Source organism: Bifidobacterium sp. ESL0764, from assembly GCF_029395515.1.
GTDB lineage: Bacteria > Actinomycetota > Actinomycetes > Actinomycetales > Bifidobacteriaceae > Bifidobacterium.
The window spans coordinates 2,152,171-2,177,285 of record NZ_CP113919.1 but is presented as its reverse complement, the minus strand read 5'-3'; the positions used below and the strand labels follow the sequence as shown (position 1 = coordinate 2,177,285).

At 57.4% G+C, this 25,115-nt stretch carries 15 protein-coding genes; 12 read left to right on the top strand and 3 right to left on the bottom strand.

The features are described from left to right. The first annotated feature begins 213 nt into the window (after positions 1 to 213). From OZX71_RS08405 to OZX71_RS08390, 4 genes are all read left to right on the top strand, one after another. A complete protein-coding gene (locus OZX71_RS08405) occupies positions 214 to 1,512 on the top strand; it encodes an MFS transporter (RefSeq protein ID WP_277147507.1) in 1,299 nt (432 codons plus the stop codon). Positions 1,513 to 1,793: 281 nt separating this feature from the next. Beyond that, positions 1,794 to 2,849 carry a ketol-acid reductoisomerase gene (gene ilvC / locus OZX71_RS08400; RefSeq protein ID WP_277146029.1) on the top strand — a complete coding sequence of 352 codons (1,056 nt, stop codon included), beginning with the start codon at positions 1,794 to 1,796 and terminating at the stop codon, positions 2,847 to 2,849. 787 nt (positions 2,850 to 3,636) lie between these two features. Further along, positions 3,637 to 4,011: a hypothetical protein gene (locus OZX71_RS08395; RefSeq protein ID WP_277146030.1), complete on the top strand. Its 375-nt coding sequence runs from the start codon at positions 3,637 to 3,639 to the stop codon at positions 4,009 to 4,011. A gap of 499 nt (positions 4,012 to 4,510) precedes the next feature. Further along, positions 4,511 to 7,054 carry a BspA family leucine-rich repeat surface protein gene (locus tag OZX71_RS08390; protein WP_277159997.1) on the top strand — a complete coding sequence of 848 codons (2,544 nt, stop codon included), beginning with the start codon at positions 4,511 to 4,513 and terminating at the stop codon, positions 7,052 to 7,054. 131 nt (positions 7,055 to 7,185) lie between these two features. Here OZX71_RS08390 and OZX71_RS08385 read toward each other — a convergent pair whose 3' ends face one another. Together OZX71_RS08385 and OZX71_RS08380 are read right to left on the bottom strand one after the other, a co-directional pair. Continuing rightward, complete coding sequence (locus OZX71_RS08385; RefSeq protein WP_277159996.1) at positions 7,186 to 8,376, bottom strand: ATP-binding protein; 1,191 nt, start codon at positions 8,374 to 8,376, stop codon at positions 7,186 to 7,188. Between the two features lie 224 nt (positions 8,377 to 8,600). Further along, positions 8,601 to 10,277 (bottom strand): amino acid permease, encoded by a 1,677-nt coding sequence (locus OZX71_RS08380; RefSeq protein ID WP_277159995.1) that lies wholly within the window; start codon positions 10,275 to 10,277, stop codon positions 8,601 to 8,603. A gap of 578 nt (positions 10,278 to 10,855) precedes the next feature. Between OZX71_RS08380 and OZX71_RS08375 the strand changes: the two genes are divergently transcribed. The 6 genes from OZX71_RS08375 to OZX71_RS08350 all read left to right on the top strand — a co-directional run bounded on the left by OZX71_RS08375 (position 10,856) and on the right by OZX71_RS08350 (position 19,118). Then, positions 10,856 to 12,433 carry an amino acid permease gene (locus OZX71_RS08375; RefSeq protein WP_277160697.1) on the top strand — a complete coding sequence of 526 codons (1,578 nt, stop codon included), beginning with the start codon at positions 10,856 to 10,858 and terminating at the stop codon, positions 12,431 to 12,433. A gap of 388 nt (positions 12,434 to 12,821) precedes the next feature. Next, positions 12,822 to 13,025, top strand: a complete 204-nt coding sequence (locus OZX71_RS08370) for a hypothetical protein (protein ID WP_277146035.1) — start codon at positions 12,822 to 12,824, stop codon at positions 13,023 to 13,025. Between the two features lie 927 nt (positions 13,026 to 13,952). Beyond that, on the top strand, positions 13,953 to 14,513 hold the full coding sequence (locus OZX71_RS08365; protein WP_277147511.1) for a MarR family transcriptional regulator: 561 nt from the start codon (positions 13,953 to 13,955) through the stop codon (positions 14,511 to 14,513). Between the two features lie 325 nt (positions 14,514 to 14,838). After that, positions 14,839 to 16,698, top strand: coding sequence for an ABC transporter ATP-binding protein (locus OZX71_RS08360; protein WP_277159994.1), 1,860 nt, complete (start codon positions 14,839 to 14,841; stop codon positions 16,696 to 16,698). Positions 16,699 to 16,935: 237 nt separating this feature from the next. After that, the gene (locus OZX71_RS08355; RefSeq protein ID WP_277159993.1) at positions 16,936 to 18,771 is read left to right on the top strand and encodes an ABC transporter ATP-binding protein; all 1,836 of its coding nucleotides are present in this window, start codon (positions 16,936 to 16,938) and stop codon (positions 18,769 to 18,771) included. Positions 18,772 to 18,929: 158 nt separating this feature from the next. Next, positions 18,930 to 19,118 carry a hypothetical protein gene (locus OZX71_RS08350; RefSeq protein ID WP_277159992.1) on the top strand — a complete coding sequence of 63 codons (189 nt, stop codon included), beginning with the start codon at positions 18,930 to 18,932 and terminating at the stop codon, positions 19,116 to 19,118. Between the two features lie 48 nt (positions 19,119 to 19,166). Here OZX71_RS08350 and OZX71_RS08345 read toward each other — a convergent pair whose 3' ends face one another. Then, positions 19,167 to 20,438 carry a DUF4143 domain-containing protein gene (locus OZX71_RS08345; RefSeq protein ID WP_277159991.1) on the bottom strand — a complete coding sequence of 424 codons (1,272 nt, stop codon included), beginning with the start codon at positions 20,436 to 20,438 and terminating at the stop codon, positions 19,167 to 19,169. A gap of 358 nt (positions 20,439 to 20,796) precedes the next feature. On the opposite strand from OZX71_RS08345, the gene OZX71_RS08340 reads away from it, so the two are divergent. Both OZX71_RS08340 and OZX71_RS08335 read left to right on the top strand, forming a co-directional pair. Next, a complete protein-coding gene (locus tag OZX71_RS08340; RefSeq protein ID WP_277159990.1) occupies positions 20,797 to 20,934 on the top strand; it encodes a hypothetical protein in 138 nt (45 codons plus the stop codon). Between the two features lie 784 nt (positions 20,935 to 21,718). Continuing rightward, positions 21,719 to 24,991 (top strand): hypothetical protein, encoded by a 3,273-nt coding sequence (locus tag OZX71_RS08335; protein ID WP_277159989.1) that lies wholly within the window; start codon positions 21,719 to 21,721, stop codon positions 24,989 to 24,991. The last annotated feature ends 124 nt before the right edge of the window (positions 24,992 to 25,115 follow it).

Sequence of the window (25,115 nt, the reverse complement as noted above, 5' to 3'; positions counted from 1 at the left end):
CAACGCTGAGAGAACGCAGGCCGTGGGCGGGAGAGCGGCGGAAGAGCGACGAGAGAACGAATGAAGCAGTTATCGGTGCAGGAAGCACCAGAGGAGAGCATTATGACAACAGTCGACACAGCGGCTGGGAACGGCAGTACAAGCGCCACCGGTGGCAACGGCAACGGCGGGTCCAGCACCGCGGCGGCCGAACGCAAGGCGAAACTTCAGGCGATGGCGCACGATTCGGTGGGCACCGTCATCGCCGCCTCGATGGTCGGCACGGCCATTGAATTCTACGATTTCTACGCGTACGGCACCGCTTCGGCGAACTATTTCCCGAAGATCTTCTTCTCCGACAAGACCAACCCGACCGTGGCGCTTCTGGTCAGCCTCCTGACCTTCGGCATCGCCTTCGTCGCCCGCCCGCTCGGCTCGCTGATCTTCGGCCACTTCGGCGACCGTATGGGCCGCAAGACCACGCTGGTGGTCAGCCTGATGACCATGGGCATCGCCACGTTCCTCATCGGCTGCCTGCCGACATACAGCCAATGGGGCCTGCTCGCGGTCTTCGTGCTCTGCCTCTGCCGCTTCATCCAGGGCATCGGCCTCGGGGGCGAATGGTCGGGCGCGGCGCTAGTCGCCACCGAAAACGCCCCGGCCAACAAGCGCGCGCTTTACGGCTCGTTCCCCGAGCTCGGCGCGCCGATCGGCTTCTTCCTCTCCAACGGCACCTACTTCCTGCTCGAATCGTTCTGCAACGAGCAGCAGATGCTCGCCTGGGGCTGGCGCGTGCCGTTCCTGCTCTCCATCGTGCTCGTCGTAATCGGCCTGGTCGTCCGCGTTCACATGGAGGAGACCCCGATCTTCCGCCTCGCGCAGGAACAGAAGAAGACCGTCAAGTCCCCGCTCAAGGAGGTCTTCCGCACCAGCTGGCGTCAGGTGTTGCAGGCCACATTCATCGTCGCGGTCACCTACACGCTCTTCTATACGCTGGCCACCTGGTCGCTGGCGTGGGGCACCAAGACCAAGGCGGAGGGCGGCGGCGGCCTCGGCTTCACCAACCGCGAGTACCTGCTGATGCTCATGGTCGCCATCTGCGTGTTCGCCGCGTTCATCGTGCTCTCGTGCGTCTACGCCGACAAGCTGGGCCGTCGCCGCGTGCTGATGTTCTCCGCGGTCGCGCTGGTCGTCTTCTCGTTCGTCTTCCCCTACCTGCTGATGGGCCACCGCAACTTCGCCGAGATCATGGTCTTCCTGTGCGTCGGCTTCGCTCTGATGGGCATCGCGTTCGGCCCGGTCGGCGCGATCCTGCCCGAGCTGTTCAGCGCCAACGTCCGCTACTCCGGCTCCGGCCTGGGCTATAACCTCGCCGCCATCGTCGGCGCCGCCTTCGTCCCGACCGTCGCCACCTGGCTTTCCTCGCACTGGGGCGTGCGTTCCGTCGGCCTTTACATGGCCGTGATGGCGCTGTGCTGCCTGGTCGCCCTGCTCACCTGCAAGGAGACCAAGGACACCGACTTCACCGCGTGACCGTGGTGAACGCTCAACATTATTCATAACCGAATACCGATAACTGAATAGCAAGAACAATAACAATATAAGGATGTGAAGCCGGCTCAAGATCCGGGATAATTGTTGCAAATAACTGTTCGATAATTGGACGGCGGCGTGGTTAGCACTGTGACCGGCGTTACAATGAACAGTTAACGGGACAAAATCCCTTTTTGATCAAGAGCCAGTTTCTAGGCCTCGGCAGGCAAAGTGCCTGATTTCGGGGCAAATAATAATAAATTATGCAAGGAGTGCATATTATGGCAGCACAAATCTGGTACGAAGACGACGCTGATCTTTCCGTTCTCGATGGCAAGAAGGTCGGCATCATCGGTTACGGCTCGCAAGGTCACGCTCACGCGCTGAACCTGCGCGACTCCGGTGTGGACGTCGTCGTCGGTCTGCGGCCTACCTCCAAGTCCGTTGAGTACGCCAAGGAGCAGGGACTCGAGGTCATGTCCGTTGCTGATATGGCGAAGGTTGCGGACATCATTATGTTCCTGGCTCCTGATCAGTATCAGGGCACGATCTATAAGGAAGAGGTCGAGCCCAACATGAAGCCCGATGCGGCGCTCGCGTTCGCGCACGGCTTCAACATCCGTTACGGTTACATCAAGCCGGGCAAGGGCCACATGACCTTCATGGTCGCTCCGAAGGGCCCGGGCCACATCGTCCGCCGTGAGTACGTTGCCGGCCGCGGCGTGCCGGTGGTCGTCGCCTGCGAGAACGACGACAAGGGCGACGGCTGGGCCATCACCCTCGCTTATGCCAAGGCTCTGGGCGCCCTGCGCGCCGGCGCCATCAAGACCACCTTCAAGGAAGAGACCGAGACCGACCTCTTCGGCGAGCAGGACGTGCTCATGGGCGGCGTCAACCACTTGGTCGAAACCGGCTTCGAGGTGCTGACCGACGCCGGCTACCAGCCGGAGATCGCCTACTTCGAGGTCTGCCACGAGCTGAAGATGCTCGTCGACCTGATGAACGAGGGTGGCCTGAACAAGGCCCGTTGGTCCTGCTCCGACACCGCTCAGTACGGCGACTTCACCTCGACCGTCATCGACGAGCATACCCGCCACAACATGGAGCATCAGCTCCAGCGCATTCAGGACGGCTCGTTCGCGAAGGAATTCATGGACGACCAGGCCGCCGGCGCCCCGCGCTTCAAGGAGCTGCAGCAGAAGTACAGCCACGAACGCATCGAGACCGTTGGCCCGAAGCTTCGTTCGATGTTCTCCTGGCTCAAGGGCAAGGCCGCGGACGCCGACGAGAACGAGTCCTTCAACGGCGACATCGCCCGTACGCAGGTACAGGAGTAATTCGGCTAGTTGATATAGACGGTCTTGCACCGTCCGTCGGGTCCGCCGGCGAGAGATAGAGGGTAAAGGTTGCCATCGGGTTTCGGTCCGGTGGCAATTTTGTTGTTCCTTAGGTTGTTGTCGCGTAATAGCTGCCAAATGCATAATCTCGTGAATAATCGCAGAAAAATGCATAATATTCTTCGTCAAAGATGATAGATGCCGTTCGAAACTGAAGTAGATGGATGCGGCGAGTCCGTTTCGGGGTTCGTTTTGTGCAATGCGGCATGAAACGAAAGCGGCTTCAAGCCGGTTTTCTGGATCGCGACGGATTGCGGCTTGTAATGCGCAATACGACACATCATTACGCGCAGTGAACACCGTCTTAGGCACTGGAATCATGGGGATATGGACAGGTCGCTCGCTCATTTCACGCATGGGGCATTTCGTGATTTGGCGTCTATTTCGCTAGGTGAATCTTTCGTTTCGTTGTATGGCGTTTTTGAATTGTGACGGAGGCGACATTTCAATATTTGCTCTTAACCGGGGTTATATGGTTTTAAGTGCCTGAAAACTGAATAAAATCAACGGTTTTTGCATAATTAGACAAAATTATGTCAAACGATGGTCGCGCAACAAAGTATCACGAAACGCAAATTCTGGTCTTTGGTACACCGTGAGAAGCGGTACTCTTTTTACACATTCAGCAATCACTTGTTGAATATCTATCAATCACTTCTTACGCAAGCGGCCTGCGCGACGGGCCACCCAGGCAAGGGGCAACCAAATAAAGAGAAGGATGACAATCATGAGAAGAAGCAACCGATTCGTAGCGAGGCCGGCCCACAAGAAGTCCCGTGCCATGATTGTCGTCTCCCGTATCAAGGGCATCGTTTACAAGGTTGCCATCTTTGTGCTTGTCGCCGTGGCCGTGTTCGCGATCCTCAAGGACATGCACACCTATACGGTCGTCGAGGCGCCGCATCCGGTTTCCGCGATTTACATGCAGACCGGCTCCGAGGCTCAGGAAGGCCCGGACGCCACCATCCACGTCAACCCCGCCACCAAGCCCGAACAGGGCAATAAGGCCGGCGACACCGCCGACTCCAAGGTTCAATCCGCCGCTTATGCGGCAAGCGTTGCCGAAGCCGAGACGGTGACGACGACATATCTCGTTGCCTGACGCTGCGGTTACCCGGCCGCCTGCATGGTTGCGCTTGGCGCCGGGTCTATAACGTCGGTAACAACAGTGATTTGATTTTTAGTTGATTGTTAAGTTGCCTCCCGATTCGTGAACTAACGGATCGGGAGGCAACTTTTTTATAGGCGACGGGGCGAGGGAGCGATGAGGCAACGAAGCGACGGACAATAGGGCGTCAATAAGGTAGCGGTTCGTTGGCCGTTTGGGCGATGCGGCAAGAAGGTCAATGGATTTTTGCAGTGCCAGTCGCGTCGCTTTTGCGGTTTTCTTTTCCGTGCATCGGTCATAAGCAAGCGTCGTGCGTGGTGTGTCGAAGGTGACGCCACCAGTAATCCTTTGTTTTCAAAAGGTTTGCGCATTCATTGTGGGTTGTTGTGTATTGCACGGAAAGTCCAAACAAAAACGTAATATAAGTCACAATGCGTACAGAATGTGGCATTATGTGTCGTTTATTGTGTCATAAAGGCGGATTGGGGAAAGAATGAAACGATTTTTGTATCGCGCTATCGGGTTGCTGGCTTGCGCGGCGACGTTGCTCGGAGTCTCGGTAGCCGCCGACGCCGCCGGGACCGCGGAAACGGCGGAAACGCAAACCGGCAGCAGCGAGACAAGCGCCTCCGCGCCGCAGCAGAAGAGTGAGCCTGCGAGCAACGCTGTGAATGCCAAGAGCGAAAACGGCAATGATCTGGATGTCAGGAAGTTGGAGATCAAGAAGGTGGATTCCTGCCCTGCTTCCTCCAATCCTGCGACGGATCCCGCATCGATCTACATGGATGCCAAGGACCCGTTGGTCGCGCATGTGTGCCCGGGCATTATCACCGATGAATCGTATGAAATCAATGATATCTATCATTCGCTCTACAATTCCTTGTCCGACGTTCTTGACGACGAAAGGGCGCAGGATCACAGTCATAGTTACTACCCAAGCGATGATGCGAACAGTTTGTCCCATAAAGTGACGCGCGTCGTGTTCGATGACCCCGCCCATACCGCTTTGGTCGGCGATGTCAGCAATGAGTTCGAGGACTTGACGAGCGTCGTATCTTTTGACGGCATCAATGATATCGACACGAGCCGTGCGACCAATATGGACGCTCTGTTCCACGACGATATCTCACTGACTTCTCTTGATATCCACTCATGGAAGACCGGCAACGTGAGGGGCAACACCTGCGCCGGTATGCAATATATGTTCGAAGGCACCCCCTCTTTGACTTCGCTGGATTTGCATACGGGGCCGAACGGTGAGTGGGATGTTTCCGGCGTGACGAGCATGATGGAGATGTTTGATGGACTCTACGACACTTGGAGGCATCCTGATAAGCATGAACGTCTGAAGACCATCGACATTACCGGATGGGACACCAGCAACGTCGAAGACATGGAGATGATGTTTGCTTACAGGCCTCTCCTCACTGAAATCAAGGGCGTGGGCCAGTTGAAGGTAACCAAGGTCCGGAGGTTCAGGTTTATGTTCGGTCAAGACCATTCGTTGACCGACATCGATATCTCCGGTTGGGAGCCGACCCATAATTATCCATGGGACGATGGCCCCGACTCCGATCACATCTTCGAAGGCACGAAAATCACTTCGCTGGATCTGAGCGGCTTCCGCGGCGGCCCCTTCTGGGGCGGTATGGAGGGGCAGTTCCCCATGGGCGTGAAGCGGTTCACCGTCGGTCCCGACACCGTGCTGTGCAGGAATGGTGACTGGGATAAGGACAAAGACGCCAACGGCATGACCGTATGCAACTATGGTTTCAATTTTCATGTCCGTCCTGGCAGAAAATACAGCATATATGAGAGCGACGATAATCTCGACTATAACGACGAAGGCCTCGATCCTGATTACACCGGGCGTTGGGCGCAATTCCCATTGGACGACGACGGCACCGGTCTGCCACTATGGATCGGGAAGAAGGACGGTGACACCAACTACGGTCAAGATGCGGAAGACGAACTCAGCCAGCGCGTCACTAACTCCAATGTCGACCCGGCCAGCGGCATCGGCGCGGGCGTGTATGAGTGGCAGGAAAGCAGGGTGATTGTCAATTACGCGCCGAACGGCCCTCAAGGCACCACGGTTTCGTTCGACGGGACGCCCGGCAAGCTCATGCCTCAGCAGATTCAGCCTGTAGGGGACGCGGATACCAGCCTGAAGCCGAATGTCACCGTCAACCCGAAGGGCGCCTATACCGCCGATGGCTGGCGTGTGACCAGCTGGAACACGAAGGCTGACGGCACCGGCAAGTCGGTGGCGGCAGATGGCACCGGCAAGATTCATTTCCATTCCGGGCAATCCACGTTGTACGCCCAGTGGGAGAAAGTGGCGCCGCAGCCTAATCCGGGAACTAATCCCGGTACAAACCCGGGCGCGGGTACAAATCCTGGGACCAATCCGGGTACGAATCCCGGTAGTGGAACCGACACGAAGCCGGGAACTGGTTCTGACACGAAGCCGGGCAATGGTTCCGGGTCTGACTCGGGCACGAAGCCGGGCAAGAATCCGGGAACGAAACCAGGCAAGAAGCCAGGTGCCAATCCGGTAGTAAAGCCTGACCAGTCGAAGAAGCCGGGCGCGGATAAAGGCAAGTCCGATAAGGATAAGCCGGGCACGAGCGTGCCATCCGACACTTCCAATGGCTCCAAGCCTTCCGCGCCGTCTGCTCGTGCGGCAGGTACCACGCCGGTGACGGCTCTGCCATCGGTTTCGAATGTTCTGCGCCGTGCGCCTGTGGCCGCGGCTCCTGCGCCTTTGGCTGGAGGGTCTGACGCTGTTCCTGACCTGCTGAACAAGGCTCCAAGGCGCTACAAAGCGTGCCAGGTGGCGTGGGTGGCGTCCGGGGCGCCATGCCCGTCCGAGAACACCACCGCCGTCGTGTCGCCCACGCATATGCGTTCGCCGATAGGAGCATTGCTGGCCGTTCTGCTGCCGTTCCTGTTTATCCTCCTGGCGATGGCGCTCAGGCGCAAACAGGACCTGCTGCCGGTGCGTCATGCGGCCGAGTGGTCCTTCCCCCGGTGAGCGGCGCTTTCCGGTAGCGGAGGTAGTCCAGTTGCCGATAACAAGCAGGCGGCGGCATCGTTGGTGGTCTTATCGTGTGATCAGTCCACTACCGTTGCCGCCGCCTGCTCATGATTGTTGCATCGATTGCTTTATTCGTCGAGCAGCCAGTCGAGGAGGTTGAGCTGCTTGATGCCGTCGTGGTCGCCGATGCCGATACGGTCCAGCGTCAGCAGGGTCTTGGGGTGGTTGTCGTCGACGGCCTGCAGCGGCGCGAGCTCGCGGGCGAGGGTCGAAGGATCGAGCACGGTCTGCGAGACCTGGAAGTAATGGATGCCGGACTCGTCGGTGGCGCAGAAGTCAATCTCCTTGTTGCCGGTTTTACCGATCGATACGTTGCGATAACGGCGTAAAAGCTCGAGGTAGACGACGTTTTCGATGCGGTGGCCGGTGTCGCCGCCGGACTTGCCAAGGAACCAGAACCTGAATCCCGGGTCTCCGAGATAGTACTTTTCGGTCGTACGCAAATAGAACTTGCCCTTAAGGTCATATCGATCGGCGCGAAACAGCAGGTAGTTCTCGCACATCGCCACGATGTATTCCTGGACGGTGTTGCGCGAAACCGCGGTATGCTCCTGTTTCATCGTATTGGCGATGCCGTTGACGGAGGTCAGGTTGCCGACGTTGTCCGCCAGAAATGCGGCGACCGCGTTGAACGCCGGCATGTCGAGCTTGGGCCGGCGTACGGCGATATCCTTCACAAGGATGGTGTTGAAGACTCCGCCGAGGTAGTCGGCGATGCTCTGTTCGTCGTCGAGGTAGGCGGTGTAAGGCAGGCCGCCGTAGGTGAGGTAGCGTTCGAACGACTGATCGTCGGTCTCGGACTCTGGGCGCGTGCTGCGGTATTCCGCGAACGAAAGCGGGAACATATTGAGCTCGACATATCGGCCGGTGAGCAGCGTCGCCAGTTCGCTGGAAAGCAGCTTTGCGTTCGAACCGGTGATATAGAGGTCGGTGTCTTTGCGGATGTATAGCGCGTCGACGGCCTTCTCGAAGTGCTCGACGTGCTGGATTTCGTCGAAGAAGACATAGTTGAGCCCCGGCTGCAGACGCTTGACGATGTAGTCGTAGAGCGGCTTGGCCTGCGTGGGGTAGTCCTCGTCCAGACTCTCGAAGTTGATGGCGATGATGTTCTTGGGGCTGACGCCGGACTGAACGAGGTTGTTGCGGAAGATCTCGAGTATCTTGGATTTGCCGCTGCGGCGCATTCCCGTCACCACTTTGATGGGATCTTTCGCGCGCCAGCGCTCCAACCAGCTGAGATAATAAGGACGGTCTATCATCTTCATGCTCCAAACTTGTCAGTCTGTTGATACTTTTGACGAATAAACAATAAAGGTGTCAGTCTGCTGACAATTCTAGCATAAAAAATGAAAAGGTGTCAGTCTGGTGACAACTTTTGTTGGTTGGGTATGAAAGCGTCAGTCTGCTGACAACGTTTACGATATCTGATGAAAAGTGTCAACAGACTGACAGAATTATTGAGTCTTATTGGCGCGACCGGCGTTTAGCGCTCCGTGTCAGCCGCCGCCTTCTGCTCGACCGATGCAGCCTTTTCAGCAGCCTCGGCCTGCGTCTTCAGCACCTCGGGGCGGGCAGAGCTCACGTCCATATCCTTCAAACGCACGATGTGGGTGTGGTGCGTGAACTTGAAGCCGAAGTAGAGGATGGCGACGAGAATGACGCTGAAGTAGGTGGCCAGCAGCTCGCCCCAGTTGCCGGAGGCGAAGCCCGGCAGGTCCTGTCCGCAGATCACCAGCAAGCAGAGCACGATGGCCAGAATTGGCCCGAACGGGAAGAGTTTGGCGCGGTACTTGAGCTCGGAGAGTTGGTGGCCCTGCAGCTTGAACGCGCGACGGAAGCGGAAGTGGCTTAAGGCGATGCCGATCCAGGAGATGAAGCCGGTCAGGCCGGTCGCGGTGACCAGCCACATATAGAATTTCGGGCCAAAAATACTGCTCGAGAACGCCAGCGCCTCGATGCAGAGCGTGGTGATCAGCGCCGCCAGCGGCACGCCGCGTTTGGTGGTGGTCCCTAGGAACTTGGGTGCGTAGCCGTCCTTGGCCATGCCGTAAAGCATGCGGCTGGAGGCGTAGGCACCGGTATTGACGGCGGACAGGATGGAAGTCAAAACCACGGCGTTCATAATGCTCGCAGCGCCCGCCAAACCTGCCTTTTCGAAGACGATGGTGAACGGCGACATCGCGATATTGCTGTCGGAGGCGCCGAGCAGGTTCGGGTCGGTGTAGGGGATGATGGCCGCGATCACGAAGATCGAGAGCAGATAGAAGAGAATGATGCGCCAGAAAACGTTGTTGATGGCCTTCGGCACCGCCTGCGTCGGGTTCTCGGATTCGCCCGCGGTCACGCCCACGACCTCGGTGCCTTGGAACGAGTAGCCGGCGATGAGGAAGACGCCCATGATTGCGGGCAGGCCGCCGATGAACGGCCCTCCTTTATAGGTGAAGTTCTTGAAGCCGACGGCCGGCTGGAACATGATGCCGCAGATCATTAAGAGCCCCACGACGATGAAGATGATAATGGTGACGACCTTGATCAGCGCCAGCCAGAACTCCGTCTCGCCGAACGCGGAGACCACGAAGGCGTTGAGGCAGAAGATGATGACGAGCATCGTCAGGCTCCATACCCAGCCCGGCGATTTGGGGAACCAGTACTGCATCAAGAGTGCGGCGGTGGAGATGTCGGTGGCGCCGGCGATGGCCCAGTTGAGCCAGTAGTCCCAGCCCATCGCGAAGCCCAGCGCGGGGTCGACGTATTTGGAGCTGTAGACGGCGAACGAGCCGGAGACCGGCATGTTGGTGGCGAGTTCGCCGAGGCTGGTCATCAAAAAGTAGATCATCACGCCCATGGCCGCGTAGGCCACAAGTCCGCCGCCAGGCCCGGCTTCGGCGATGGTGCCGCCGGAGGTCATGAAGAGGCCGGTGCCGATGCACCCGCCGAGGGCGATCATCGAGATCTGTCGGGTCTTGAGCTTGCGCAACACGTGGTTGCCGCCTTGTTTTTTGGGTTTTGCGGATTTTCCGTTTCCGGTGCCGTTTCCGAAATTGCCGGTATCGCTGCCGCCGCCAGATAGGTTGCCGGCTGCTGTGCCGCCGTTCGCACGGCTTGCGCCGTTCCCGCTGCTTGTGTTGTTGTCTGTTATTGTGCCCGACTGACCAGTCATGTGGCGCTCCTCTTTCACGGGATTCCCTGCTCGTGTATTACGTATCGCGTATTTGGACGCGAAAGTTTCGGCGGAAATAAAACACGCGGGTCGTGCGCCGTGATTGGCGGCTGGAATTTGCGGCTCGTCTGAAAACTTCCCCAACATTTCGAAAGTCTAAGGCTGTGAGGCGATATTTGCGTCGATGGGTTCATGATTCGGCAAGGGCTTCGCGTGTTTCGGGGGTAAAGGTGTCCGAATGTGTGCCTTTGGGCTTGCTCGGCCCGTCCGGTTCAAGCGGATTTCGGCTGATTTGCGAGGCCGGCTTCCGTTTGCCTTGTGGAATAGTCCACTTTATGAGACATTGCCCGAAACTTTTGCATTTGGGCTGAAGGCTTGCGATAAACGCTGAAATGTCTTGTTGTGCGCAGGGAAATATCCAATAATTATTGTCATTTTTCATCGCATATTGTCATTTTACCGACAATAATCCTACTCAAATCGCCCACGGAAACCCCGATGTCATCTCTTGCGGCGTACTCTATTCACTATTGCGCGCTTGAAGCAGCAAAAAGCGAAGGGAAGTTTAGATGACACCAATGGAAAGCGGGAATACTGCGACCAATGCCGAAACCAACGCCAAAGCTGCAAACGATTCGTCGGCAAAGAGCACTGCGGCAAAGAGCGCTACGGCGAACGCTTCCCGGCCCGGCAGCGGCAGTGGCAACGGCAGCGCGGGCGAGGAGAGCAACCAGCTCGAGCGCGGCCTGAGCAACCGTCACGTCCAGTTCATCGCCATCGGCGGCACCATCGGCACCGGCCTGTTCCTGGGCTCCGGCAAGTCGATCGCCTTCACCGGCCCCAGCATCATTCTGGTCTACATCCTCGTCGGCTTGGTCATGTTCCTGTTGATGCGGGCCATCGGTGAGCTGATGTATCACGACCCGGACCAGCACACGTTCATCAATTTCATCGGCCGCTACCTCGGCTCCGGCTGGGGCCATTTTGCGGGCTGGACCTACTGGATCGTCCTTATCCTTATGGGCCTGAGCGAAATCACCGCGGTCGGCACGTATTTCGTCACTTTCTTCGACACGTTCGGCTTCAATCTGCGCGCCTGGCAGCCGCTGATCGAGGTCTGCTTCCTCGCGGCGCTGGCGGTGATCAACCTGATCGCTGTGAAGGCGTTCGGCGAGACGGAATTCTGGTTCTCGATGATCAAGATCACGCTGATCGTCGGCCTGATCGTCACCGCCGTGGTCATGGTCGTCGTCAACTTCCACTATCCGGCCGTCCAGGTCCACGGCGTCGACCACATCAGCCCGGCAGGCCACGCCGGTCTTGACAACATCTTCAACGGCCTGACCATGGCGCCGAACGGCTGGCTCGCCTTCCTGATGAGCTTCCAGATGGTCTTCTTCTCCTACGAGATGATCGAGTTCGTGGGCGTCACCGTCTCTGAGACGAAGAACCCGCGCAAGGTGCTGCCGAAGGCGATCAACGAGATCATCATGCGCATCCTCATCTTCTATGTCGGCGCGTTGATCGCCATCATGCTCATCGTGCCGTGGCAGTCGTTCAAGCCCAACAAGGACGGCTCCTTCGCCTCCCCGTTCATCATGGTCTTCCAGTACGCGGGCCTCAAGTGGGCCTCGGCGCTGGTCTTTTTCGTGGTCATCACCGCCGCGTCCTCGGCGCTCAATTCGCTGCTCTACTCCGCCGGCCGGCACCTCTTCCAGCTGGCCGAGGTCTCGAAGTCGCCCACGCTCAAGAAACTCGGCGTCGTGTCGAAAAACAAGGTGCCGGCGCGGGCCATCGTGGTCTCCGCCTGCTTCATCCTGCTTTCGCCGGTTATCAACGCGATTCCGCAGATTTCCAGCGCGTTCGTGCTCTTCGCCTCGGCCTCCAGCGCCGCGATCATCTTCATCTACATCCTGACGATGGTGGCGCACCAGTGCTACCGCCGTTCCTCCGATTTCGAGGCCGACGGCTTCGTGATGCCGGCCTACAGGCTCACGAATACGCTGACGATCCTCTTCTTCGTGTTCATCTACGCCACGTTGTTCTTGGCTCCCGACACCCGCGGTTCGGCCGTCGCCGGGCTGGTCTGGCTGGTGCTTTTCGGCGGTTACAGCCTGATTCGCTATCGCGGGAAAGAAGCCGAGCTCTTAAACTGAACGGAAACGGATGCCTCTGATACGTTTCTATTGGAACGTTTGATGTCGTCGATTTTGCTTGTTTTGACTGGATTATGCTATAAGCATGAAAAATATTTAAAAGGTTTTAACAGGCCTTTGGCGTCTCTAAAGTATTGCAAATATTGGGTTTTCGGTATTTATTATCAGAAACTAATTGTGAAAATCGCTAAGAAACGCGAAATTGGAATTGACAAACCCAAATTCTGTATTACCTTTAATAGTGTTGATGCTAAGGAAACTTACATCAATGTAGTTTGTGCAATGATAGCTGGTTCACAATTGGGCCAAAAGCTGTTCCGGTTACCCGGAAGGTGATACAATAAACTATCTGTAACACGGATATTCATGTATAAAACGGAGGTAGGAAATGGCTAAGGCAGTTAAGGCACAGCACGGTGTTCGTCAGCTTCAGGAACGCACTTGGTGCGTTCGCGCGACTTCGGAGCTCGCGGATTGGGTTCTCTCGGGAGCTGCGGATGAAGAGGTTCGTCCGTCTGTACTCATTCGTGAAGCGGTTGGCGAGTATCTCAAGCGTCATCACGCCGATCTCCGTCCGGTTGCAAAGGCCTGATCAGGTTCCAGCCGGAATTTAGAAATTTAGACTTTTAGTTTTTCGTCTTCCCGTCTCTTGGGCTCATCCTTTGAGGCGGGAAGACGTTTTTGTAGGTGATTTGGCCTATAACCCCAGATACACCTCGGCCCCGGTACTCGTTGTCAAGCATCGGGGCCAGCGGCATACATTGAGAGGGACATACATCCCAGCGTCGGTTGTGGCCTCAACGGATAAAAGCTTTATAGGCCGGCTAGATTCCGGTGAGTCACCTCCGCAACCAACATTATCAGTATACCATCCACCATGGGTAATACCTATTTCACGGTAGGACGGAACTGCCGCCGGGCCCCTCACCAAGGTTTGTGCGACCGTTCAGCCAGCCGGCTGTATCGACCTCGCCGCGTCCGTCGTGGCGCGGCATACATTGAAAGGACATTTCATTATGTCCCCAAACAGGAAGGGTTCTAACTGCCCTGAGATCATCCAGACCATCGTGGCGTTGACCGTCGTTCTGGCGGCCAACGCGGATAATGCGTGGTTGACGTGCTGCTCGCAATCGTTGTCGGTTGCGAGCTGGCCGTCGTCTGGAGGTGGAGCAGGCGTTAGCTAGGGCCGGCCCGGCGCGGGGCGACCCGCGTCGGGCACTTCCTCTCGAAAATCTCTACGCTATCCAAAATCTCTTATTTCGATATGTGACTTGTGACTTGTGGAGATAAAAAGGTAAATAAGGAGTTGCGACTCGGTTTTCGCCGACCGTGGCAGTATTGCGTAAGGTTATCTCGACTGTTTCAATTCTTTGTAGTAAGTGTGGTAAACATGTGCCAATGGGGCCAAAATACGAGGGTTGTTTTCTGTTAGATGTTTCTGTGTCCGCGAAAGCTTCTACCGCAAACTATTCATGGGTGTTAGTATTAAATCCATTGCAAATGAAGAACGGAGCGGATGATGGGTTTTGAGCAGGAGGCGTTGCGCGATCTCAACTGGAGCGCGGCAAATAGCAAGTCTGTGCTATGGAACGAGCTGGACCGCTCGAACCGCGGTGAGCCATTCGTGCTGCGCCAGTTGCTGCGGCATGGCACCGCCACGCCTACCCAGCTCGCCGTCGCGCTGCATGCCAGTTCGGGCCGTGTTTCCGCGCTGCTGAAGGCGTTGGAGGCGAAGGGACTCGTCTCGCGCGAGATCGACGAGAAGGACCGACGCAACATATTGGTCTCGCTGACCGATGCCGGACGAAAACAGGCCACGAACGATCAGGGGAAGATCGACTCGGCCGTCTGCTGGATTTTCTCGCAGATGGGGGAGCGGCGCACCCGCGAGTTTGTGAACCTGGCCGAGGAATTCATCGTCTACCTCACGGTGTGCAAGCCTGGTGAGGGCCGTCCCGATGCCGCCGAAGTCTCGCAGGCCTTTAAGGACTGGGAGCAACGGCACGAGGAGTGGCTCGAAGCGGGGCGCGAAGAGGTGCGCGGCCCCCATGCGGACGAGTCGGAGCAAGCCAAAGGGTAATGACCGTTTTCTTGCATCGTTGAGTATGGGTGCAAGAAATAGGTCGTTGGGCACTCACCAGTGGCTGTTTTCTTGCACGGAGATGAGTGGATGCTAGAAACTGGCCGTTTACGAGTAGCCTGTGTCCGTTTTCTTGCATAACGTAGCGTGGACGCTAGGAACCGGCCATTCGGTTTGCAGGCTCCTACGCGGTGGGTGAAAAGCGGACGCCGTTCAGCGTTGGCGAGTATCATAACTTTCGCCAATAAAATAGCTAACACTGTAAGTAATGTATGGGTAGTCGGTAATTATGCCGTCAATCCCAAGGAAGTATGAAAGGGGATCCATGCTTCGTATCAGCAAATACCTCTCCAAAACGGAGATCGGGCAGATGCTGCTGAGCCTGGCGTTCATCGCCGGACAGGTCTTTTTCGACCTGAAGCTGCCGGACTATATGTCCAAGGTGACGGCGCTGGTCGAGACGCCGGGCAGCCAAATGGCCGATATCTGGAAAGAGGGCGGCAAGATGCTGCTCGTCTCGCTGGGCTCCGTGGTCTGCGCCATCGCCGTCGGCTACTTCATGGCCCGCGTCGGCGCCTCGTTCAGCCAGCGTCTGCGCTCGCTCGAGTTCCGCAAGGTCGAATCCTTCGGGCCGGCCGAGATGAACAAGTTCTCCACGGCCTCGCTGATCACCCGCTCCACCAACGACATCACACAGATTCAGATGTTCATCACCATGGGCGTCCTGCTGGTCTTCCGCGCGCCGATCATGGCCGTCTGGGCCATTTTCAAGATCGCGGGCAAAGGCTTTGAATGGACGGTGGCCACGGCCGCTGCCACAGCGATCATGCTGGTTTTCGTCATCGCCATCATGACTATGGTCATGCCGAAGTTCCGCTCGATGCAGCGCCTGACCGATAATATCAACGCCGTCGCCCGCGAGAACCTGACCGGCCTGCGCGTCGTCCGCGCCTACAACGCCGAGGACTATCAGGAAGCCAAATTCGCGCGCGTCAACGACGACCTGACCGACACCCAACTCTTCACCACCCGCACGATGGCCGCGATGAACCCCGTCATGTCGAGCGTGATGAACGGCCTGGGCCTCGCCATCTACTGGATCGGCGCCTACCTCATCAAGGACGCGGCGCTGCCGGCCGATAAACTCACCGACTTCTCGAATATGGTCGTCTTCTCCAGCTACGCGATGCAGGTCATCATGGCCTTTCTGCTCCTGAGCATGGTCTTCGTGCTCTGGCCTCGTGCCGACGTCTCCGCACAGCGCGTCATGGAGGTGCTCGACACCGAGCCGTCCGTCAAGTCCGGCACGGCTCGCGAGGGCAAGCCGGGAGAGACCGGCACCGTCGAGTTCCGCAACGTTGGTTTCGCGTACCCCGACACCCGCGAGGAGATGCTGCGCGGCGTCAGCTTCACCGCCCGTCGCGGCCAGACCATCGCCTTCATCGGCTCCACCGGTTCCGGCAAATCGACGCTGGTCAACCTGGTCCCACGCTTCTACGACACCACCGAGGGCGAGGTTTTGGTCGACGGCGTCAACGTTCGCGACTACGACATCAAGGCGTTGCGCGACAAGATCGGTTACGTGCCGCAGCAATCGGTGATGTTCAAGGGCACTGTGGCGTCCAACGTCAGCTATGGCGACCGGCCTGGTGACGCCGAAACCGTCGAGGTGGCCGATACCTCTACCGCCAAGGGTCGCAAGCGTGAACTGGCGCTGATTGAGGGCGAAAGTGAGCGCGATGAGCTGAGCGCCGAGCAAAAAGCCGATGTCCGCGCCGCAAGCGAGGTGGCGCAGGCCAGCGAGTTCGTCGACCGTATGGACGGCGGCTACGAAGCGCCGATCGCACAGAGCGGCTCCAACGTCTCCGGCGGTCAGAAGCAGCGCCTTTCCATCGCGCGCGCCGTCTACCGTCACCCCGAGATCATGGTCTTCGACGACTCGTTCAGCGCGCTCGACTTCAAGACGGACCGCGCGGTGCGCGACGCCCTGAAGGAGCATGCCGCCGACGCCACCAAGCTCATCGTCGCCCAGCGCGTCGGCACCATCATGGACGCCGACCAGATCGTCGTGCTCGACGACGGCAAGGTGGTGGGCAAGGGCACGCACAAGGAGCTGCTCGCCAATTGCGAGGTCTACAAGGAAATCGCCGAGTCGCAACTGAGCCCCGACGAGCTCGCCGCGTGAACAAGGACATGCCATGAGAGGACGCCGGATTCCGCTCTATCTGTCACCTTTGACTTGCTTGCTGGAGTGGTCCATGCACAAAGTGACAAATAGAGGCCCTATCTGTCACCTTTTACGTAGAGATCGAAAGCAAGCGTGTAAAAAGTGACAGATGCCGGCAGCAATGCTGACGGAACGAGCGTTGACTCTCCACTCGTATGTCCATCCGAATATCAATCTTTTAAAAAAGGACAACAAATGCCAAGAATGAGGGGGCCGGTCGAGAAGCCGGCCGATTTCGGCGGAGTGATGCTCAAACTGGTGCGTTACTGCCGCAAATACCTGCCCGCCATCGTCGTCGCGCTCGTGTTGGGCGCGGCCGGCACCATCTGCCAGATCATCGGGCCGGACCAGCTGAAGAACATGACCAACGCCATCGCCAAAGGCCTGCCCGCCATGGTGCACGGCAAGCCGGTGATGGGCGCGGTCGACATGGGCGAGGTCACGCGCATCGCGTGGCTGCTCGTCGGCCTGTACGTCGGTTACGCGGTGCTGAACTATATCCAGCACTGGATGATGGCCACCGTCACCCAGCGCGTCGGCCAGAGCCTGCGCCGCTCGATTTCCGACAAAATCAACAAACTGCCGCTCAAGTATTTCGACAAGACCAGCTACGGCGACGTGCTCTCTCGTATTACAAACGACGTCGACGCCATCGGCCAGACGCTCGGCCAGTCGTTGGGCATGCTGATCACCTCGGTCACGCTGTTCTTCGGCTCGCTGATCATGATGTTCTACAACAACGTCATCATGACCCTGTGCGCCATCGTGGTCTCCCTGCTCGGCATCGTGGTGATGATGCTGATTATGAAGTACTCGCAGAAGTACTTCGCCCGCCAGCAGATCGCACTCGGCGATGTCAACGGCCACGTCGAGGAGATGTACGCCGGTCACACCGTCGTCAAGGCCTACAACGGCGAGGCCGACTCCATCCGCCGCTTCGAGAAGTACAACAACGACCTCTACGATTCCGCGTGGAAGAGCCAGTTCCTCTCCGGTCTGATGGGCCCGATGATGAACATGATCGGCAACCTGAGCTTCGTGGCCGTGTGCATCGTGGGCGGGGCGCTCGCCATCGACGGCAAGATCGAGTTCGGCGTCATCGTGGCGTTCATGATGTACGTGCGTCTCTTCACCCAGCCGCTTTCGCAGTTCGCGCAGGCCTTCCAGAACCTGCAGCGTTGCGCCGCCGCATCCGAGCGCGTCTTCGGCTTCCTCGAGGAGCCCGAGATGAGCGACGAGAGCAAGAAGCCCGCGCTGCTCGGCCGCGACCCGAAGACCGGCAAGCCCGCGCGTGTGCGTGGCGACGTCGAGTTCAAGGACGTCAACTTCGGCTACGAGCCCGGCAAGACGATCATCCACGACTTCTCCGCGAGCGTCAAGGCCGGCCAGAAGGTCGCCATTGTCGGCCCGACCGGTGCCGGCAAGTCCACCATGGTCAACCTGCTGATGCGTTTCTACGACATCGACGGCGGCAAGATGACCATCGATGGTATCGACACCTCGACCGTCCCACGCGCCAACGTGCACGAGCAGTTCTCGATGGTGCTGCAGGACACGTGGGTTTTCCGCGGCACGGTACGCGAGAACGTCGCCTACGCCAAGAAGGGCGTCACCGATAAGCAGATCGAGGACGCGTGCAAGGCCGTCGGGCTCGACCATTACGTGCGCTCGCTGCCGCAGGGTTACGACACCGTGCTCGACGATAATTCCTCGCTTTCGGCTGGCCAGCGCCAGTTGCTGACGATCGCCCGCGCGATGGTGCAGGATGCGCCGATCCTGATCCTGGACGAGGCCACCTCGTCGGTCGACACCCGCACCGAGGAGCTGATCCAGAAGGCGATGGACGCGCTGACGGTGGGCCGCACGAGCTTCGTGATCGCGCATCGCCTCTCGACGATCAAGGACGCGGACATGATTCTGGTGATGAACCACGGCGACATCGTCGAGCGCGGCACCCACGACGAGCTGCTGGCCGCCGGCGGCTTCTACGCCGACCTCTACAACAGTCAGTTCTCCGAGCTGGTCGACTGAGGGCTGGCTAGTGGCTGGCTAGGGTCTGGCTAAGGATCGGCTAGACGGTGTTCGACTAGGTAATAGATGGCCGCTGCCGTCAATATGGTCAAAAAGCGCATTCTAGCTCAGCTAGAGTGCACTTTTTTCACAGCAGTGTGCGGAAAGTGCGTTATGGCATGGGTAAAGTGCACTTTTTTCACGGTGGTGTGCGGAAAGTGCGTTATGGCATGGGTAAAGCGCACTTTTTTCACAGCAGTGTGCGAAAAGTGCGTTATGGCATGGGTAAAGTGCACTTTTTTCACGGTGGTGTGCGGAAAGTGCGTTATGGCACGGGTAAATCGCACTTCTTTGACGGTGATGCGTGAAAGATGCACCTTGAAGCAATCAAACCGCGCTTTCCGCGCACGGCGCATTCAGTCCTTGAGCGTGGCCAGCGGCACCACCATCACGCCGTCGGGACGTGTGTAGCTCAGTGCGCCGGTGCCGGTGAGTACCATCGTGAAGCTCGGTGCCGGCATGCGGGTCGTGTCGATTTTCTTGGCAAGCGCGAGCAGACTTTCCGCGCCCTCGCCCACGAGCCGGTCGCCGCCGAGCTTGACTTCTACGAGTCCGTAGCGTCCGTCGCGCAAGTGGACGACGGCGTCGCATTCCAGCCCGGACTTGTCGCGATAATGGAAGACCTCGCCGTCCAGCGCGTCGGCGTAGACGCGCAGGTCGCGCACGCACATGCTTTCGAACCACAGCCCGAAAGTCTCCAGATCCTTCAGCGCTCCTTCAGGCCCGACGCCCAGGGCCGCGGCGGCGATTGAAGGGTCGACGAAATGACGTGTGTCGGCGGTGCGAATCGCCGTTTTGCTGCGAAGGTTCGGGTTCCAGGCGGGCATGTCCTCGACCACGAAAATGCGTTGCAACGCGGTGATATACGACTGCACGGTTTTGTCGCTCGGCGTGGTTCCGTTGCCGCGGAGGTCGGCGGCGATATGCGCGGTGGGCGACTGCGAGGACTCCATACGCGCGTAAGAGCGCAGGAGTCGTCTGGCAAGGTGCGGATCGCGTTGAGTATTGTCGGCGCGTGAGATGTCGGAATCGGTGACGGCGTCCACATAATCGCGTGCCTGCCTCAGCGCGATGCGTTCCGGTTGTCCGACCGCCTTGGGCCAGCCGCCTCGGCAGAGCAGGAACGCCAGCCGTTCGAGGGTTGTTCCGCTTTTGGCGACGGGCAGTTTAGCGCCGTCGAATAGGTCGCCTAATGATACTGCTCCGCTGGAATCGCCCGATTCGTAGAGGCTCATGGGCCGCATGCGCAGCCTTGAGATGCGTCCGGTGCCGGTGTGGAACATCTCGCTGTTGTCGGGCGGCACGCTGGAGCCGGTAAGAATGAACTGGCCAAAGTCGTCGCGCTGGTCGACAGTGGAGCGCACCGCGTCCCACAGCTTCGGCGCTGTCTGCCATTCATCAATCAGGCGCGGTGTTTTGCCGTCAAGGAGAGCGCTTGGCTGTGCGTCGGCGAGGATGAGGTTCTGCTCGCGTGATTCGGGATCGGCCATGTAGAGCACGCTTTTGGCGGCTTGCGTGCATGTGGTGGTCTTACCGCACCATTTTGTACCTTCCACCAAGACCGCTCCGCTCGCTTCGAGACGTTCTTTGAGGAGCTTGTCGTAGATTCGTGGAAGATAACTGTGCATGGTTCCTGATTCCTTGTGGCAGTAAGTATTTATATCTGCTGTTTTCTCAGTTGGCCGTTTTTTATTTACCGAGTTGACGTAATTCTATTTACCGAGTTGGACGTTTTCCGTTTCCTGAGTTGGCCGTTTTTTATTTACCGAGTTGGCTTAATTCTGTTTACTGAGTTGGCCACTTTCTGTTTCCTGAGTTGGCCGTTTTGTCGAAGTGTGGTGGGGCGCCGGTCGTTGGGTTGGATGCTGACGGCAACAGGTAAACTGTTCTCGTCATAATGAGAAAAGTGCGAATTAAATCAGACTTTTCATAGTATATTTTATAACTTTTATCAAAAATTATATATCTTCTGTCAAAAACGATAGGATGGCCCCGTTGCGCGCGTTGGCGCGGCTTTCGGCCGAACAGGGGATTCGGCGCAGGGTCGTCACCTACGACACGGTCGGCCTGGGCCAAGTCGAGGGCATCGAGATCGTCAACGCCATGGATTGGCTGCTTGAGTAGCCTGTTCGGCCGTGCGATAGCCGCTAGAACATGCGGATTTTTATCGTTGACAGAGTGTCAAAATTGAAGTGATAGGGCTGGACAAATACAGCACGATTATTATACAAAAATCTAGCTTTTATCCAATTTACGCGAAAATGTATTGCAAAACCTGTTCACGTAGACAGCAAGGTAATACCTAGGTTCCTTTTCTGTAATACAGTTAAGTCGCACGATCGTTTATTTTGTAATGCAGACCATAATACAACGATGTTCGGAAATGGCTTAAAGTAGGCAATTTCACATGCGATGGGATGTTTTTGTGCAACTTCTCCAAGGTTGCCTAATTTTGCAATAATGCTGAGAGCGTAACTTCTTAGATGGATTGAAATTTAATGTGAAGATAATGCGAAGAATAAAGTGAATTTGAACACTGCATATTTTCGGCTTTTGCAACGTGGTAAATCAGCTGGTAAAAAATTAAAAACGTTTTTAAACCCCTTTGTGATGCGGAAATTGTCATGCCGGAAAAATATACAAAAAAGAATAGAAATATACATGGAATATACGTTTTTTGGTGAAATTAGCTGAATAACTAGACAAAAAAATTGGGTAATTGCATTTTTCTGTCATGCCTCTGAGCAAGATAAAACGTAGTGCAGATGTGATGAGAATCATAAGCGTAAAACGATTGGACGTTGCGTTTGATGATTCATTGGTGTTCATTCATGCAGAAGTAAGAAGTGAACTGATGTCTCGAGGGGTTGAGGCGTTACGGAGTTTGTTCTGTGAAGGACGTGATTTTTTGAGAAGTACTAAGCTCGCGACGAGGTTGGCGTGCGCTGTTGCTGTGTTGGCGATGATTTGCGCCGCGGCAATTCCTGCATCGGTGTCGGTGTTGTCCAAGGCCTCGCCGATTTCCGCAATTACGACTCAGGATGCCACTCGCAAGGATCTGAGCTGGCGTTATACCACTGAACATACGGTCAACGGCGCCGACCGCCAGCCGAAGCTCTACAAGGTACTTGGCCAGAACAACCGCGTCGACACCCAGATCGACGAGCTTCGCCTCGACTTCGTGCTGCGTGTGGCGCACAACGAGGTCGACCCCACGGTGCCCGGTGGCGGGAACCCCGGCCTACGCATCGTCTATGACTATGGCTTTGGAGGCGGCGCCACCCACGGTACGGGTCTTGCGGAAGGTGAAAAGGGCGACATGTACTTGGCGCCGCAGTACAAAGAGGCGCAATACCTCAACACCTACGGTGGCGGCACCACGCCCGCGGTGTGGGCCGCCGACGCGTGGGCGCAAAACGATATGGAGCGTTTCACCATCCACAGCCTCATGCACTCTGGCCCTTACGACTATCTGGTGATCTCGCTGACATGCGATTTGGACATCATCAACGACGACGGCGGCAACGATCCCAAGCAGCAATTCTGGAATCACGGCTCCGGCAAGTACAACGAAGAGACCACGGAAACCAAGGACTCCAAGGACGGTGCGAAGTGGTTCAGCCACATCTACGCGATCGTGGGACCCGACGCGAACAACGGCACGAAGTCTGACGGCAGCCAGAACGACCTTGACAGCAGCTGCATGGGCTCGAAGCCCAATTGGACCGGCGACGACAAGAGCGTCAAGGCCACCAACTGCATGGACAATTCCTATTTCGCTACAAATGTGGTGAAGGATTACCCTTGGACGGTGTTTCCCGGATCGTGCCAGGATAACAAAATCGAGCACGGCTGCGACATGCCTGTAGCGCAGATGCCCTATGACCAGCATCCGTATTATTGGTCCGGCGGTCAGGCCAACTGGGGCTTGGTGACCGATTATGGCCTCGGTGGTCATTGGGGTCGCTTATGGGGCAATGCGTTCAACAGTGGTAATACCGGCAATCAAGGCGGGCAGCTTTATGGTTCGGCTGGTGCGAGTGAGCACTATTGGTACGACAATCATTGGCGTGGGCTTGACAATACAACCGACCCGGGTACGGCCCCGCGCAACTCGTTCTCGGTCTTCTGGTACGATCCGGCTCGCAAGCGCGACCACAACAATCCATGCTACAACGTGACCTCGTTCAAGTATCAGTGGGTGGCCCTGCAGAACGGTAACAAATGGGTGCCGGTCGACGCGCTGACGCCTACGCCGCAGGTGGCCAAGCAGTTGGCGGCGACCGACGGCAACCCGCCTACGCCTCTTGACTATAATCCGAACGGCAGCGAAAAGTCGCGCGTGTACGACCACAATTCTGCCGCCAACGTATTCAACAGCACCAAGAGCGCTGCAGAAGAGCTGCTCTATGACAACACTTCGAGCCAGAACAAGGATCATTTTAGCGACAAGGATAAGGCAGCCGGCAGGATTGCCGGTCAGGAAATGATCGCCCGTAAAGATGACGGTACTCTTATGCCCGCGCAGAATGCCGACGGCAGCATCGACTTCAAACTGGCCAAGAAGTCTCAGTACAACCCCGAGGCAACCGGTACCGTTGGATCGGACAACTATCAAGGGCTTGATGGGTACTTCAAGCTGATCAGCTGGCCGGTGCTTGACAACTCCTGTACGGCCGATGCCGCTCATAATCCAAAGGATCCGGGTGTCACCGACAACATGAATGCCGAGCAGGCGCAGGCGATGGTCGACAGCGCCGCAACTGTGGGCACGGCCTTCTACAAGTTCGATGTCGCGCGTCCTCTAACCCCGACCATCGACAGCGTCTCTGATGACGACAATGACACCAAGGACAACACATTTGCCGACATCGCCTCTACAGACGATCAGTCGAGCCTCGCCGATACCAAGGCGAGTTCGTCGGCCAGCACGCTCACCATCAAGGGCAAGGGCACTAAAGGCTACAAGGTTGTGCTTTACGAGGACAATCCGAACAAGAAGAACGCAAACGGGGACTACACCGACCGGGTGATGGTGAAGAACGCGGCCGGCAGCTACGACAACGGCGATGACTTCGATTTGCGCGGTACGCCGGTGACCGATGAAACCGGTGTCAGCATTGTAGGTACCGCGGAAGTCGGACTGAATGGCACATGGACGATCAAGGACACCACGCATTCCATTGACGCCACGGATGCGCAGAACAGGGTTCGTCGATATCACGCCTATCAGTACAATCCGGCTGACGAGATGCAGGTCGGCTCCCACTTCTCGCCGATTGCGCTGGTCAACGTCCGCCAGCCGGCGGACGCGGCACCGTCGATTTCCTCGGTGGCTGCGCCGCATACGACGGAAGGTGCACTGGCCAGTGGCGACAATACGCCGGTCGAGATCAAGGGCAAGGTCAGCTCCACCGAGGGTGGTTCCACGCTCAAGGTCTACGCCACGCATGTTGACGTCGAGGTGTCGTCCCTGTCAGAGGGCAAATCGGCCAAGGCCAGGTCGGGCGGCAACACGGTGTCGACGCAAGACAACGGCTACACCGCTAACGATGAGATCACCGAATGCGGGAAGGACGTCAGCGAAGGCGCCAATCAGGATTGGACCTGCAAGCCGAAGGTGAGCTGGTTCAAGCAACACACCACTGAGGGCAAGAAGGGCTGTCAGTTCCACTTCACGGCCGTCACCACCAACGCGGACGGTGTGACCTCCGAGTTCGCCAAGACCTTCGATGTCAATTTCTATGCACCGAAGGTGACGATAACAGGCTCGGACAGCAGCTCCGTCTCCGGCAAGGTCGAGCCGACAGGGCCCGCCCTCGCGGCGGCGGTGAAGGGAGCCAAGGTCACCATCACATGGCCGACAGGCTCGGCTACCGCGTCTTCGGAAGCAACGGTGAAGGATGACGGCACGTGGACCATCGACTTGCCGACCGGCACGAAGAAGGGCTCCATCAGCGCGATGGCCACGGAGAGTGCAGCGAACAACTCGAACGAGTCCGCGAAAGTCACCCGCGAGATCAACCCGATTCCGCCTCTCAGTCATCTGCCGTTTACCGGCAACAAGCCGTGGCTCGCTATCGGGTTGTGCCTGGCGGTGCTTGCAGCGTTCATCCTGGGCTATTTCGGGTTCAAACGCTACAAAGCCGGTCTGAACAAGGTCGGGAGGCATGTGCGATGAACGGATTCAAAGTCGTGGCCCGCGAACGTGACAAACCGGACTGAAGGATCACGGGCTGTCGCAGGCCCAGCCCGCGGCAGCCAGAGCAACCTAAGAATTATTGATTTTTGTAAGATTTACAAAT

Bases quoted from the DNA above. Each gene is read 5' to 3' on its own strand.
- OZX71_RS08405 (WP_277147507.1), top strand. From the start codon at position 214: ATGGCGCACGATTCGGTGGGCACCGTCATCGCCGCCTCGATGGTCGGC.
- ilvC (WP_277146029.1), top strand. From the start codon at position 1,794: ATGGCAGCACAAATCTGGTACGAAGACGACGCTGATCTTTCCGTTCTC.
- OZX71_RS08395 (WP_277146030.1), top strand. From the start codon at position 3,637: ATGAGAAGAAGCAACCGATTCGTAGCGAGGCCGGCCCACAAGAAGTCC.
- OZX71_RS08390 (WP_277159997.1), top strand. From the start codon at position 4,511: ATGAAACGATTTTTGTATCGCGCTATCGGGTTGCTGGCTTGCGCGGCG.
- OZX71_RS08385 (WP_277159996.1), bottom strand. From the start codon at position 8,376: ATGATAGACCGTCCTTATTATCTCAGCTGGTTGGAGCGCTGGCGCGCG.
- OZX71_RS08380 (WP_277159995.1), bottom strand. From the start codon at position 10,277: ATGACTGGTCAGTCGGGCACAATAACAGACAACAACACAAGCAGCGGG.
- OZX71_RS08375 (WP_277160697.1), top strand. From the start codon at position 10,856: ATGGAAAGCGGGAATACTGCGACCAATGCCGAAACCAACGCCAAAGCT.
- OZX71_RS08370 (WP_277146035.1), top strand. From the start codon at position 12,822: ATGGCTAAGGCAGTTAAGGCACAGCACGGTGTTCGTCAGCTTCAGGAA.
- OZX71_RS08365 (WP_277147511.1), top strand. From the start codon at position 13,953: ATGGGTTTTGAGCAGGAGGCGTTGCGCGATCTCAACTGGAGCGCGGCA.
- OZX71_RS08360 (WP_277159994.1), top strand. From the start codon at position 14,839: ATGCTTCGTATCAGCAAATACCTCTCCAAAACGGAGATCGGGCAGATG.
- OZX71_RS08355 (WP_277159993.1), top strand. From the start codon at position 16,936: ATGCCAAGAATGAGGGGGCCGGTCGAGAAGCCGGCCGATTTCGGCGGA.
- OZX71_RS08350 (WP_277159992.1), top strand. From the start codon at position 18,930: ATGGGTAAAGTGCACTTTTTTCACGGTGGTGTGCGGAAAGTGCGTTAT.
- OZX71_RS08345 (WP_277159991.1), bottom strand. From the start codon at position 20,438: ATGCACAGTTATCTTCCACGAATCTACGACAAGCTCCTCAAAGAACGT.
- OZX71_RS08340 (WP_277159990.1), top strand. From the start codon at position 20,797: ATGGCCCCGTTGCGCGCGTTGGCGCGGCTTTCGGCCGAACAGGGGATT.